The organism is Azotobacter chroococcum, assembly GCF_004339665.1.
Lineage (GTDB): Bacteria > Pseudomonadota > Gammaproteobacteria > Pseudomonadales > Pseudomonadaceae > Azotobacter > Azotobacter chroococcum.
Map to the genome: position 1 here is coordinate 180,434 of NZ_SMMU01000001.1, position 13,321 is coordinate 193,754.

General features: G+C 68.5%; 15 protein-coding genes. 6 read left to right on the plus strand and 9 right to left on the minus strand.

The window, feature by feature from the left end:
* Positions 1-53: 53 nt before the first annotated feature.
* Positions 54-371, minus strand: a complete 318-nt coding sequence (locus EV691_RS00775) for a DUF2288 domain-containing protein (protein WP_131253057.1) — start codon at positions 369-371, stop codon at positions 54-56.
* Between the two features lie 174 nt (positions 372-545).
* Here EV691_RS00775 and EV691_RS00780 point away from each other — a divergent pair, with 174 nt between their 5' ends.
* The 5 genes from EV691_RS00780 (at position 546) to EV691_RS00800 (ending at position 5,443) form a co-directional block, all read left to right on the plus strand.
* Positions 546-1,667, plus strand: coding sequence for a branched-chain amino acid ABC transporter substrate-binding protein (locus EV691_RS00780; RefSeq protein ID WP_039803626.1), 1,122 nt, complete (start codon positions 546-548; stop codon positions 1,665-1,667).
* Positions 1,668-1,804: 137 nt separating this feature from the next.
* Positions 1,805-2,728 (plus strand): high-affinity branched-chain amino acid ABC transporter permease LivH, encoded by a 924-nt coding sequence (livH, locus tag EV691_RS00785; RefSeq protein WP_131297940.1) that lies wholly within the window; start codon positions 1,805-1,807, stop codon positions 2,726-2,728.
* A complete protein-coding gene (locus tag EV691_RS00790) occupies positions 2,725-3,981 on the plus strand; it encodes a high-affinity branched-chain amino acid ABC transporter permease LivM (protein ID WP_131297939.1) in 1,257 nt (418 codons plus the stop codon). The genes livH and EV691_RS00790 overlap by 4 nt, the downstream gene beginning before the upstream one ends.
* Positions 3,978-4,742, plus strand: coding sequence for a high-affinity branched-chain amino acid ABC transporter ATP-binding protein LivG (gene livG / locus EV691_RS00795; RefSeq protein WP_377802287.1), 765 nt, complete (start codon positions 3,978-3,980; stop codon positions 4,740-4,742). Before EV691_RS00790 ends, livG begins: the two co-directional genes overlap by 4 nt.
* Complete coding sequence (locus tag EV691_RS00800) at positions 4,742-5,443, plus strand: ABC transporter ATP-binding protein (RefSeq protein WP_131297938.1); 702 nt, start codon at positions 4,742-4,744, stop codon at positions 5,441-5,443. The genes livG and EV691_RS00800 overlap by 1 nt, the downstream gene beginning before the upstream one ends.
* Positions 5,444-5,457: 14 nt before the next feature.
* Here EV691_RS00800 and EV691_RS00805 read toward each other — a convergent pair whose 3' ends face one another.
* Positions 5,458-5,820, minus strand: coding sequence for a DUF5064 family protein (locus EV691_RS00805; RefSeq protein ID WP_039803620.1), 363 nt, complete (start codon positions 5,818-5,820; stop codon positions 5,458-5,460).
* Between the two features lie 148 nt (positions 5,821-5,968).
* On the opposite strand from EV691_RS00805, the gene EV691_RS00810 reads away from it, so the two are divergent.
* Positions 5,969-6,640: a COG3650 family protein gene (locus EV691_RS00810; protein ID WP_207390173.1), complete on the plus strand. Its 672-nt coding sequence runs from the start codon at positions 5,969-5,971 to the stop codon at positions 6,638-6,640.
* 1 nt (position 6,641) lies between these two features.
* On the opposite strand, the gene EV691_RS00815 is transcribed toward EV691_RS00810, so the two are convergent.
* From EV691_RS00815 to EV691_RS00845, 7 genes are all read right to left on the minus strand, one after another.
* On the minus strand, positions 6,642-6,968 hold the full coding sequence (locus EV691_RS00815) for a Na+/H+ antiporter subunit G (RefSeq protein WP_131297937.1): 327 nt from the start codon (positions 6,966-6,968) through the stop codon (positions 6,642-6,644).
* Positions 6,969-6,981: 13 nt separating this feature from the next.
* Positions 6,982-7,251 (minus strand): K+/H+ antiporter subunit F, encoded by a 270-nt coding sequence (locus EV691_RS00820; protein ID WP_131297936.1) that lies wholly within the window; start codon positions 7,249-7,251, stop codon positions 6,982-6,984.
* The gene (locus EV691_RS00825; protein WP_131297935.1) at positions 7,236-7,739 is read right to left on the minus strand and encodes a Na+/H+ antiporter subunit E; all 504 of its coding nucleotides are present in this window, start codon (positions 7,737-7,739) and stop codon (positions 7,236-7,238) included. The genes EV691_RS00820 and EV691_RS00825 overlap by 16 nt, the downstream gene beginning before the upstream one ends.
* Positions 7,736-9,238, minus strand: a complete 1,503-nt coding sequence (locus EV691_RS00830) for a monovalent cation/H+ antiporter subunit D (protein ID WP_131297934.1) — start codon at positions 9,236-9,238, stop codon at positions 7,736-7,738. The genes EV691_RS00825 and EV691_RS00830 overlap by 4 nt, the downstream gene beginning before the upstream one ends.
* Positions 9,235-9,564: a Na+/H+ antiporter subunit C gene (locus EV691_RS00835; RefSeq protein WP_039803610.1), complete on the minus strand. Its 330-nt coding sequence runs from the start codon at positions 9,562-9,564 to the stop codon at positions 9,235-9,237. Before EV691_RS00835 ends, EV691_RS00830 begins: the two co-directional genes overlap by 4 nt.
* A 1-nt stretch (position 9,565) precedes the next feature.
* On the minus strand, positions 9,566-12,358 hold the full coding sequence (locus EV691_RS00840) for a monovalent cation/H+ antiporter subunit A (protein ID WP_131297933.1): 2,793 nt from the start codon (positions 12,356-12,358) through the stop codon (positions 9,566-9,568).
* 339 nt (positions 12,359-12,697) lie between these two features.
* Complete coding sequence (locus EV691_RS00845; RefSeq protein ID WP_131297932.1) at positions 12,698-13,162, minus strand: outer membrane lipoprotein; 465 nt, start codon at positions 13,160-13,162, stop codon at positions 12,698-12,700.
* Between the last annotated feature and the right edge of the window lie 159 nt (positions 13,163-13,321).

Genomic DNA, 13,321 nt, shown 5'->3' on the forward strand with positions numbered 1-13,321 from the left:
CCATACGCCGCGGCCAATCGCAGATGAATCTGCTCCCACACGGGCGTTGCCGGTCAGTGCAACGGCGACCCCTCGGCACGCTCCTGCACCAGCACCCAGGGCGCCACCACCACCGCCCAGAGCTCCGGATCGCGGGCGAGCAGGTCCTCGGCGCGGGTCTCCTCCAGCTTGGCCAGCTGGCCGCCGGTCAGCCAGGCGGCCACGCTGGCCTGATCGTCCTCGGCGACGGCCAGCGCCACCGCCACCAGATCCGCCTCGGCGGCGACCCAGAGCAGGGCGCCGCGGGCGAAGAAGGGCTGCAGCTCTTCCCAGCTGATCCGGGCCGTTTCGCCGAGCAGTTTGGCGTAGAGGGGATTGGTAGTGTCTGTCATGGCAAATTCACCGGGCGGAAGGGGCGCCATCATAGCGGCGCGGCCGGGCCAGGCAAGTGCCGCCCGGCAAGGTTCCCAAGCGGCGAAGCAGCCCCTTAAACTGTGCCCAAACGCCCTGCGCAGAAGAGGGCCGGGCCGAGCGCCCCCCGCAACGACAGAACAATGAGGAGTACCATGCACAAGGCCACCCGACATCTCTCCCGGCTGTTCGCCGCCCTGGCGCTCGCCGGAGCCACCTTCCACGCGGCCGCCGCCGAGCCGGTCCGCATCGCCCTGGCCGGACCGGTCACCGGGCCCGTGGCGCAGTACGGCGACATGCAGTTCATCGGCGCGAAACTGGCCATCGAACGGATCAACGAGGCCGGCGGAGTGAACGGCCAGCTCCTCGAGGGCAGCGTCTACGACGACGCCTGCGATCCCAAGCAGGCCGTCGCGGTGGCCAACAAGATCGTCAACGACGGCATCGCCTTCGTCGTCGGCCACCTCTGCTCCAGCTCGACCCAGCCCGCCGCGGACATCTACGAGGACGAGGGCGTGCTGATGATCACCCCCGCCGCGACCAGCCCGCAGATCACCGCCCAGGGTTATCAGCTGATCTTCCGCACCATCGGCCTGGACAGCCTGCAGGGACCGACCGCCGGCGCCTTCATCGCCGAGCGGATCAAACCGCAGCGTGTCGCCGTGCTGCACGACAAGCAGCAGTACGGCGAGGGCATCGCCACTGCGGTCAGGAAGACCCTGCAGGAGCGCGGCGTCGAGGTGGCGCTGTTCGAGGGCCTCAACGCCGGCGACAAGGACTTCTCGGCGATGATCGCCAAGCTCAAGCAGGCCGGCGTCGATTTCGTCTACTACGGCGGCTACCACCCGGAGCTCGGCCTGCTGCTGCGCCAGTCCGCGGAGAAGGGCCTGAAGGTGCGCTTCATGGGGCCGGAAGGGGTCGGCAACAAGGAGCTTTCCGCCATCGCCGGACCGGCCTCCGAGGGGCTGCTGCTCACCTTGCCGCGTGCCTTCGACCGGGACCCGCACAATCAGGTGCTGGTCGAGGCCTTCAAGGCCAAGAACCAGGACCCCAGCGGCCCCTTCGTGTTTCCCGCCTACGCCGCCGTGCAGCTGATCGCCCAGGGCATCGAAAAGGCCGGCAGCAGCGAGCCCGAGGCGGTCGCCGAAGCCCTGCGCGGCAACACCTTCGACACGGTGACCGGCACGCTCGCCTTCGACGACAAAGGCGATCTGAAGGACTTCGGCTTCGAGGTCTATGAGTGGCACCGGGACGCGAGCAAGACCCGCGTCGAGTAGGTCGAGCCACGCCCGTCTGCGAAAGCGGCATCTGCGGTGCCGTTGGTGGGTTACGGCCGTTGGCCTGACCCACCCTACGACTGGCTCCTACATCCTGCCCCATTGCCGGCCCTGCGCGGGCTTCGAGGAACCAGGCCATGCCCGAGCTCTACCACTACCTGCAACAGCTGGTGAACGGCCTCACGGTCGGCAGCACCTACGCGCTGATCGCCATCGGCTACACCATGGTCTACGGCATCATCGGCATGATCAACTTCGCCCACGGCGAGGTGTACATGATCGCCTCCTACGTGGCCTTCATCGCCATCGCCGGGCTGTCCATGCTCGGCCTGGACCATCTGCCGCTGTTGATGGCCGCCGCCTTCGCCGCCAGCATCGTGGTCGCCAGCGCCTACGGCTACTCCATCGAGCGCCTCGCCTACCGTCCGCTACGCGGCGGCAACCGGCTGATTCCGCTGATCTCGGCGATCGGCATGTCGATCTTCCTGCAGAACGAGGTGCTGCTCGCCCAGGACAGCCGCGACAAGGCGATCCCCAGCCTGCTGCCGGGCAACCTGGTGATCGGCGAGAGCGCCATGCACGGCGTGGTGATCTCCTGGACGCAGATCCTCATCTTCGCCGTCATCCTGCTGGTGATGCTCGGCCTGACCCTGTTCATCTCCCGCTCGCGCCTCGGCCGCGCCTGCCGCGCCTGCGCCGAGGACCTGAAGATGGCCGGCCTGCTGGGCATCGACACCCACCGGATCATCGCCCTGACCTTCGTCATCGGCGCCGTGCTGGCGGCAGTGGCGGCGGTGCTGCTGGGCCTGCAGTACGGGGTGATCAACCCGCAGATGGGCTTTCTCGCCGGGATCAAGGCGTTCACCGCCGCGGTGCTCGGCGGCATCGGCAGCATCCCCGGCGCCATGCTCGGCGGCCTGCTGCTGGGCGTCGCCGAGGCCTTCGGCGCCGACCTGTTCGGCGATGCCTACAAGGACGTGGTGGCCTTCAGCCTGCTGGTGCTGGTGCTGCTGTTGCGTCCCACCGGCATCCTCGGCCGTCCGGAGGTGGAGAAGGTATGAGCACCCGATTGAGGACCGCCCTGTTCAGCGCCCTGCTGGTGCTCGCCGTGGCCTGGCCGGTGCTGGGCCTCAAGCTGACCACCGTGGGCATCCGCCTGGAAGTGCACAACGCCAGCCCGGCGATGCTCTGGAGCATCGCCGCCGCGGCCCTCGGCATGTTCTGCTGGCAGCTCGGCCGCGACCGCCTCGCCGCCCTCTGGAGCGGAGCAGCGTCGCGGCCCGCCGTGCCGGGGCGGCTGAAGGAGGTCCTCAGCCTGCCCGCGACCCAGCGCTGGGGCCTGCTCGCCCTGCTGGTGCCGGCCCTGGTCTGGCCGTTCTTCGCCTCGCGCGGCGCGGTGGACCTGGCCACCCTGATCCTCATCTACGCCATGCTCGGCCTCGGCCTGAACATCGTGGTCGGCCTCGCCGGCCTGCTCGATCTCGGCTACGTCGGCTTCTACGCGGTCGGCGCCTACACCTACGCCCTGCTCTCGGAGTACTGGGGCCTGGGCTTCTGGACCTGCCTGCCGATCGCCGGGGCGATGGCCGCGCTGTTCGGCTTTCTGCTCGGCTTTCCGGTGCTGCGCCTGCGCGGCGACTACCTGGCCATCGTCACCCTGGGCTTCGGCGAGATCATCCGCATCCTGCTGCGCAACCTCACCGACGTCACCGGCGGCCCCAACGGCATCGGCGGCATCGACAAGCCGACCCTCTTCGGCCTGACCTTCGAGCGCCGCGCCGCGGAGGGCCTGCAGACCTTCCACGGCTTCTTCGGCCTGCCCTACGACTCGGCGGACAAGGTGATCTTCCTCTACCTGATCGCCCTGGCGCTGGTGCTGCTCACCCTGTTCGTCATCAACCGCCTGCTGCGCATGCCGATCGGCCGCGCCTGGGAAGCCCTGCGCGAGGACGAGATCGCCTGCCGCGCCCTCGGCCTCAATCCCACGGTCATCAAGCTCTCGGCCTTCACCTTGGGCGCCTGCTTCGCCGGGTTCGCCGGCAGCTTCTTCGCCGCCCGCCAGGGGCTGGTGACGCCGGAATCCTTCAGCTTCATCGAGTCGGCGGTGATCCTCGCCATCGTCGTGCTCGGCGGCATGGGGTCGCAGCTGGGGGTGATCCTCGCCGCGGTGGTGATGATCCTGCTCCCCGAGCTGATGCGCGAGTTCAGCGAGTACCGCATGCTGCTGTTCGGCGCCCTGCTGGTGCTGATGATGGTCTGGCGGCCGCAGGGCCTGTTGCCCATGCAGCGCCCGCACCTGGAGCTGAAATCATGAGCGCCCTGCTTGAGGTGCGCGACCTGGCCATGCGCTTCGGCGGCCTGCTGGCGGTCGACGGCGTGAGCCTGAGTCTCGGCGCGCGGCAGGTACTGTCGATGATCGGCCCCAACGGCGCCGGCAAGACCACGGTGTTCAACTGCCTGACCGGCTTCTACCGGCCCAGCGCCGGCGAGATCCTCCTCGACGGCGAGCCGATCCAGGGCCTGCCGGGGCACCGGATCGCCCGCAAGGGGATCGTGCGCACCTTCCAGAACGTCCGCCTGTTCAGGGAAATGACCGCGCTGGAGAACCTGCTGGTGGCCCAGCACCGCCACCTGAACACCAACTTCTTCGCCGGCCTGCTGAAGACCCCGGCCTTTCGCCGCAGCGAACGCCAGGCCCTGGAATTCGCCCACCAGTGGCTGGAGCGGGTCGGGCTGGCGGACGGCGCCAACCGCCTGGCCGGCACCCTCGCCTATGGCCAGCAGCGCCGCCTGGAAATCGCCCGCTGCATGATGACCCGCCCGCGCCTGCTGATGCTCGACGAGCCGGCCGCCGGCCTCAACCCGCGGGAAACCGAAGACCTCAAGGCGCTGATCGGCCTGTTGCGCGACGAGCACGGTCTCGGCGTGCTGCTGATCGAGCACGACATGCCGCTGGTGATGGGCATTTCCGACCGGATCGTGGTCATCAACCAGGGCCGCCCGCTGGCCGAGGGCACGCCGGCACAGATCCGCTGCCATCCCGAGGTGATCAAGGCCTATCTGGGAGAAGCCTGATGCTGACTTTCGACAACGTCTCCACCTGCTACGGCAAGATCCAGGCGCTCCACGGGGTGAGCCTGGAGGTGCGCGAGGGCGAGATCGTCACCCTGATCGGCGCCAACGGCGCCGGCAAGTCGACCCTGCTGATGACCCTCTGCGGCACGCCGCGGGCCAGCGCCGGGAGCATCCGCTACCGCGGCGAGGAGCTGGTCGGCCAGGACACCGCCGCGATCATGCGCAAGGGCATCGCCGTGGTACCGGAAGGCCGGCGCATCTTCGCCCGCCTGACGGTCGAGGAGAACCTCGCCATGGGCGGCTTCTTCGCCAGCCGGGAAGAAGTCGAGGCGCGCCTGGAGCGGGTGCTGGCACTCTTCCCGCGGCTTGCCGAGCGCTACGCCCAGCGCGGCGGCACCCTGTCCGGGGGCGAGCAGCAGATGCTCGCCATCGGCCGCGCGCTGATGAGCCGGCCGCGCCTGCTGCTGCTCGACGAACCCTCGCTGGGCCTGGCGCCGCTGGTCATCCGGCAGATCTTCGCGATCCTCGAGCAGCTGCGCGAAGAAGGCGTGACGGTCTTTGTGGTCGAGCAGAACGCCAACCAGGCGCTGAAGCTGGCCGACCGCGGCTACGTGCTGGAGAACGGGCGGATCGTCATGCACGGCAGCGGCGAGGAGCTGCTCGGCGACGCGCGGGTGTGCGAGGCCTACCTGGGCGGCTGAGCCGCCGCGAAGGACTACCGTCCGGGCAGATGGCCGAGGTCGACCGGCTCGCCCGGCTGCAGCTCCAGCTTGTGGCGGATGTCCTCGAACATCGCGTCGTATTCGTCATGCTCGCGCAGGATCGGCCCGAAGCGCGGATGCAGGCCGTGGCGCACGGCGATCCGGGTCAGCGCGTTCATGAAGTCGAAGGCCAGGTCGCGCGGCAGCTCGCAGTCCTCCGCGAAGGGCTGGCCGTCGATTTCGCCGTCCATGTGCAGGTGCAGCACCCGGCTCTTTTCCGGCGCCTCGCGCACCTCGTAATGCACGTCGTAGACGAAGGTCTGCGGGTTGGACTTGTCTGGCAGCTGCTCGCGATGCAGGTGGCCCGGCTTGAACATGGGAACCTCCTCGCCGGGGGCAAGCCCCCCGGACTCCACCCTGCTCAGTGTAGACAGCACGCGGCTGCGCCCGCCCGGCGAGTCGTCGCCGGACTTGTGATCGACCGCCCCGCTGGTTAACGTGGGCGCCCCTTCCAGGAGACCGCCGATGCGCCTTGCCCGCCCCCTCTTGTACTGCCTTCTGCCGCTGTTCACCGCCAGCCTGTCGTTCGCCGCAAGCAAGGACGCGTCCAGGGTCGAACAGGTCCGTCTGCAGGGCGAGCTGAGCGTGCGCGACGGCGAGCTGCTGCTGCGCCCGTGCGACGAGCAGCGCCGTTTCGTGCTGGTCGATACCGGCGAGCTGGGCCTGGCCGAGGAGGTCCGCGGCCTGCAGGGCGGCGGCAGCGACCCGCTGTTCGCCGACCTGCGCGGCACCCTCGGCTCCAGCGACAGGCCCGGCGTCGACGGGCGCTTCGAGACGAGCAAGATCTATCGCCTGGAACTCGGCGGGCGCAGTTGCCAGGACCCGGACTTTCCCCGGATGCTGCTGCGCGCGGCGGGCCACGAGCCGTCGTGGAGCGTCAGCGTCGGCAGCAAGGGCCTGCTGCTGCAGCGCCCCGGCCAGCCGCCGCTGGCCCTGCCCTATCTGGAGGAGCAGCTGCCCGGCGGCAGCCTGAACCTGACCAGCGAGGCCGATGGCCAGCGTCTGGAACTCTGGGTGGCGCCGCAGCACTGCATCGACTCGATGAGCGGCGCGATCCGCCATATGAGCGCCGAGCTGCGCCTCGACGGCCAGGTGCAGCGCGGCTGCGCCTACTTCGGCGGCGGCCGCGACGACTGAGTCACCAGGGCTTGCCGCGGGTCCGCTCGGCCAGCGGCAGCTTCTTCTGCATCGCCGCCTTGGCCAGCATGTGCGCGCTGACCGGTGCGGTGATGAACAGGAACAGGGTGATCAGCAGCTCGTGCAGGCTCGGCCCTTCCGGCCGGCCGGCGAAGAACAGCATGGAGGCGATCACCATGCCGCCCACGCCGAGGGTGGTGGCCTTGGTCGGGCCGTGCAGGCGGGTGTAGAAGTCCGGCAGGCGGTACAGGCCGATGGCGCCGACCAGGGCGAACAGGCTGCCGAGAACCAGAAACAGGCTGACCAGCGCTTCGATCCAGAAGGGCATGAATGACGACTCCTCAGTCGATGATATCGCCGTGCAGCAGGTATTTGCCGGCCGCCACGGTGCCGACGAAGCCCATCACCGCGATCAGCAGCGCCGCCTCGAAGAACAGGTCCGAGCCCAGCCAGATGCCGAACAGCACGATCAGCGCCAGGGCGTTGATGTACAGGGTGTCCAGCGCCAGGATGCGGTCCGGCAGGCTCGGCCCCTTGACCAGACGAACCAGGTTGAGGGCCAGCGCCAGGCCGATGACCACCAGGCAGAAGGGAATCACGTAGGCGAGCATTGGAAGATCTCCAGCAGGGGCGCCTCATAGCGGCGCTTCACCTCGGCAGCCAGCTGCCCGGGGTCCGGCGCGTCCAGGGCATGCAGCAGCAGGGTCCGGCGATCCGCGCTGAGATCGGCGGACACCGTGCCCGGTGTCAGGGAAATGATGCTGGTCAGCACCGCCAGGACGAATTTGTCCTCGATGGCCACCGGCACCTCGACGAAGGCCGGGTTCAGCCGCTCCTTCGGCCCCAGCACCAGCTTCGCCACAGCCAGGTTGGCGACGAGAATGTCGCCGAACACCTTGAGTACGAACAGGCCCAGCTGCAGCGGCCGGCGCACCCGCGGCACCTCGATCAGGAAATCGCGGCAGAGCAGCGGGATCGCCCAGCCGAGAAAGGCTCCCAGCAGCAGATGGCCGAAGCTCAGGGTGTTCACCAGCATCAGCCAGATGACCGTCAGCAACAGGCTCAGGAGCGGATGCGGCAAACCGCGCAGCGCCTTCATGCAGCACCTCCCATGCCGATCTGCAGATAGGGCGAAAGATCCAGCAGCTGGCGTGCCGTGGCCTGCACGTAGGCCTGCAGCGGCGCAGCCGCCACGACCATCAGCAGGCTGCCGAGCAGCAGGCCGGCGCAGGCCAGGATGCGCAGGTGGTCGGCGCCGGCCTCGGCCACCGGCGACCCGGAGGTACGCCAGAACAGGGTGCTGCCGGAGCGGCTGAGGGCGATCAGCAGCCCCAGGCCGCCGATCAGCAGCACCGACCACATCAGCAGTGCCGGGGAACCGACCGGTACCGCCCGCAGCAGCATCAGCTTGCCGAGGAAGCCGGACAGCGGCGGCAGACCGGCCACCGAGATCGCCGCGAAGAAGAACAGCCCGCCGAGCAGCGCCGGCTGGCGCAGGCTGGGCCCGTGCTGCAGCTCGCCGCCCAGCTCGCCGCGCTGACGGGCGATCAGGTCGGCGAGGAGGAACAGGCCGCCGCTGACCAGGGTGCTGTGCAGCAGGTAGTAGAGTGCGGCGGCAAAGCCTTCGGCGGTGCCCAGGGCGATGCCGACCAGCAGGGTGCCGACCGACACCACCACCAGGTAGGCCAGCTGCGTCTGCAGGTTGCGCGCCGCCAGGGCGCCGAACACCCCGGCGGCGAGGGTTATGGCGGCCAGCGGCCAGAGCCAGGGCTGCGCCAGATCGGCCAGCTCGCCGGCCCCGCTGCCGAAGATCAGCGTGAACACCCGCAGGATGGCATACAGGCCGACCTTGGTCATGATCGCGAAGAGCGCTGCCACCGGCGCCGTCGCCGCCGCATAGGCGCGCGGCAGCCAGAAGTACAGCGGCAGGATCGCCGCCTTGAGGCCGAACACCAGCAGCAGCAGGTAGCCGGCAGCCGCCAGCAGCGGTGCCTGTGTCGCATCGGCGCTGGCCACCTGACGGGCCAGATCGGCCATGTTCAGGGTCCCGGTCAGGCCGTAGAGGGTGCCCACGCCGATCAGGAAGAACGACGAACCGAGCAGGTTGAGCAGCACGTAATGCATGCTGGCCCGTACCCGCGCGGCGCCGTTGCCGTGCATCAGCAGCGCATAGGAGGCGATCAGCAGGATCTCGAAGAACACGAACAGGTTGAACAGATCGGCGGTCAGGAAGGCGCCGTTGATGCCGAGCAGCTGGAACTGGAACAGGGCGTGGAAGTTCGGCCCCCGCTCGTCGTCGCCGCGCACCGCGTAGAGCACCGCGAAGCCGGCCAGCAGGGCGGTGAGCAGCAGCATCAGCGCGCTCAGCCGGTCGAGCAGCAGGACGATGCCGAAGGGCGGCGCCCAGTCGCCCAGCGCATAGACGCGCAGCTGGTCGTCCCCGGCCAGGACCAGCAGCCAGACGGAGAGCGGCAGCAGCGCCCAGGTGGCGGCCAGGGACAGCCGGCGCTGGATGCCGCGCCCCAGGCGATGGCCGAGCAGCAGCAGGCTGCCGGCGAACAGCGGCAGGAGGATCGGCAGGATCGGTGCGTGCATCATTGGTCCGGCTCCCGTCCGTCCACGTGGTCGCTGTGCACTTCGCCCAGGCCGCGCAGGGCGAGTACCACCACGAAGGCGGTCATGGCGAAGCCGATGACGATGGCGGTGAGCACCAGAGCCTGCGGCAGGGGGTCGCCATACTCGGCGCTCTTGCCGAGCACCGGCGCGACGCCGGTGCGCAGACGACCCATGGCGAAGAGAAACAGGTTCACCGCGTAGGAAATCAGGGTCAGCCCCATCACCACCGGGAAGATCCGCGCGCGCAGCAGCAGGTACACGCCGCTGGCGGTCAGCACGCCGAGGGTGATCGCGAACAGCGCTTCCATCTCAGGGCACCTCCTTGCTCGACTCGTCCTGACTGACGTGGCCGATGTTGGACAAAATCAGCAGGGTCGCGCCGACCACCACCAGATAGACCCCCAGGTCGAAGAGCATCGCCGTGGCCAGCTCGAACTCGCCGACCAGCGGCAGGCTGAAATGGCCGAACGCCGAGGTCAGGAAGGGTCGCCCGAAGGCCCAGCTGCCCAGCCCGGTGAGGGCGGCGATCAGCACCCCGGCGCCGGCCAGGGCGTGATAGCTGAAGCGCAGGCGGGCATGGGTCCAGGCCACGCCGTGGGCGATGTACTGCAGGATCAGCGCCACCGCAGTGATCAGTCCGGCGATGAAGCCGCCGCCCGGCAGGTTGTGGCCGCGCAGGAAGATGAACGCCGAGACCAGCAGCGCCATCGGCAGCAGCGCGCGCGACAGGCTGTCGAGAATCATCGGATGGCTGTCGGTGGACCACGGACGGCCATTGTGGTCGAGCGCCGGATGGGGCAGATGCAGGCCGTACAGCAAGGCATAGATACCCAACGCGGCAATGGCCAGCACGCTGATCTCGCCCAGGGTATCGAAGCCGCGAAAGTCCACCAGGATCACGTTGACCACGTTGCTGCCGCCACCGCCGCTCAGGCTGTTCTCCAGGAAGAAGGCGGCGATGCTCTCGTAGGGACGGGTCAGCACCGCATAGGCGAGCAGCGCCACCAGGATGCCGCTGCCGACCGCCAGCAGCAGGTCGCGGATCACCCGCAGGCTGCTCGACTCGGCCGGGGAGCGGGCGGGCAGGAAGAACAGCGTGAGCAGCAACAGGATGATGGTCACCACCTCCACCGACAGCTGGGTCAGCGCCAGGTCGGGTGCCGAATAGCGGGCGAAGGCCAGGGCCACCATCATCCCGCTGCCGCTGAGGATCATCAGGGCGACCAGGTGGTTGCGGTGGAACACCGCGCTGAGCAGGGCGGTCAGGGCCAGTGCGGCGAGGCCCAGCACGGTGATGCCGTCCATCGGGGTCAGCGCCACGGGGCCGTCGATATCGGCCAGCGGCGCCAGGGCGAACGCCGCCAGCAGCAGGGCGCTGCCCAGCATCAGGCCCAGGTAGCGCTGCAGCGAGCCGTTCTCCAGCAGCCCGGTCAGGTCGCGGGAGAAGTCCACCAGCACGCCGGCGCAGCGGCGGAAGATACCTTGCGCGTCCAGCTCCGGCAGGCCCTCGTACCAGCGGAACAGCGGCTGGCGCAGGACATAGACCAGCACGCCGCCGAGCAGGGCGACGATGCTCATCGCCAGCGGCAGGTTGAAACCGTGCCAGATCGCCAGGCTATAGGCCGGCAGCTCTCCGCCGAGGCTGGCCGAGGCCGCGACGGCCAGCAGCGGCGCCACGGTCCAGCCCGGCAGCATGCCCACCAGCAGGCAGAGGAACACCAGCACCTCGACCGGAATCTTCATGTAGCGCGGCGGCTCGTGGGGTTTGGCCTTGGGCAGGTCAACCGGCTCGCCGTTGAAGAACACCTCGTGGATGAAGCGCAGCGAATAGGCCACCGAGAACACGCCGGCGATGGTCGCGGCGATCGGCAACAGCCAGTGGAAACTGCCCAGCAGATTCTGCTGGAGCGTCTCGCTGAAGAACATCTCCTTGCTCAGAAAGCCATTGAGCAGCGGCACCCCGGCCATCGCCGCACTGGCCACCATGGCCAGTGCGGCGGTGTGCGGCATGTATTTCCACATGCCGTTGATGCGCCGCATGTCGCGGCTGCCGGTCTCGTGATCGATGATGCCCGCGGCCATGAACAGCGAGGCCTTGAAGATGGCATGGTTGATGATGTGGAACACCGCCGCCACGGTCGCCAGGTCCGAGCCGAGACCGAACAGCAGGGTGATCAGGCCCAGGTGGCTGATGGTCGAATAGGCCAGCAGGCCCTTGAGATCGTGCTGGAACAGCGCCGTCACCGCGCCCAGCAGCAGGGTCGCCAGGCCGCTCAGGCTGACCAGGTAGAACCACCAGTCGCTGCCGGAAAGGGCCGGATACAGGCGGGCCAGAAGGAAGACTCCGGCCTTGACCATGGTCGCCGAGTGCAGATAGGCCGACACCGGGGTCGGTGCCGCCATCGCCTGCGGCAGCCAGAAATGGAAGGGGAACTGCGCCGACTTGGTGAACACGCCGAGCAGCACCAGGATCAGCGTCAGCGGATAGAGGCCGTGGGCGCGGATCGTCTCGCCGGCGACGAGTACCTCGCTCAGCTCGAAGCTGCCGACGATGTGGCCGATCAGCAGCACACCGGCGAGCAGCGCCAGCCCGCCCCCGCCGGTCACGGTCAAGGCCATGCGCGCACCGCGGCGGGCATCCGAGCGGTGGTGCCAGAAGCTGATCAGGAGGAACGAGGAGAGACTGGTCAGCTCCCAGAACATCAGCATCAGCAGCAGGCTTTCCGAAAGTACCAGCCCCAGCATGGCACCCATGAACAGCAGCAGGAAGGCGAAGAAGCGCCCCATCGGCTCATGCCTGGCCAGGTAGTAGCGGGCATAGACGATGACCAGGATGCCGATGCCGAGAATCAGCAGGGCAAAGAGAAACCCAAGGCCGTCCAGACGCAGGCTGAGGTTCAGGCCCAGTTCCGGCAGCCAGGCGACACTGCTCTTGACGACCATCCCGGAAAACACTTTCGAGCTTTGGGAGAACAGCAGGATCAGTCCCAGCAGCGGAACCAGCGCAGCGGCCGCCGCGCACAGCGAACGCCCGCGGCGAGCTGCCAGCAACGGCAGGCAGGCGCCGAGAAACGGCAAGGCAATGATCAATGCAAGCGTCATCGGCACGTCCTTTTCTGAGTCCTGGCCTGCAACCGGCCCTGTGGCGCCAAGGCTTCCATACGGCGGACGCGGACTCGCGACCCCGCATAGCCCCCTGCCGATTGCCGGCCCTGAACGAAACTGGTTTCAGCGATTGTCCATATCTATCGGCAGGCCATCTTGAATTGAATTATTTTGTAAAAAGGAAGCTTCGGATTTCCATTACAGGTATGAATCAAGCATGGCTGGCACAGGTATGGCAAAGGAAGGAGACGCCAGACAAGCTATCCAGAAGCCGGCCAGCACGGACCGGCCGGCCGACTTCCGGCAAAGACGACCGATCGCTCAGCAAAACGGCATTCAGTGGGCGACGCGGCTGGTGCCGTCGACGGTCAGGATGCGCACCCGCTCGCCGACCCGGAACACCTGGTTCGGCTGCACTTCCTGCACATAGGCCCGCATGCTGCCGTCATCCTCGCGCACGGTGATCTCCACGCCCTGGGTGCGGGTGACGCCCTCCTCCGCCGCGGCGCCGAGCAGGCCGCCGGCCACCGCGCCGATCACCGCCGCCACGGCGCTGCCACGACCCTCGCCGACGCCGCTGCCGGCCACGCCGCCGACGATGCTGCCGGCGCCGGCGCCGATCGGCGTCTTGGTGCCCTCGATGCGCACCGGACGCAGGGTCGCGATGGTGCCCATGCGCACGGTCTGCACGCTACGCGCCTCCCCGCGCGAATAGGATTCGCCGGTCAGGCTGGAGACGCAGCCGCCCACGGTCAGCATCACGGCAGTGAAAGAGGCGATCAACAGAAGGGGCTTGCGCATTGCAGTTACTCCGCAGAAGTCATGTCGATCATTTAACTCCCGCCTCCTGCGGTTGTCACGGCGCGCCGGGACGGTGTCCGCGCTCGGGCGCACGACTTCCGGCCGGCGCCGGCCCACTTTCCGCCCGCGGGCGGATCGGCTAGGGTGGCGGCGCGGAGG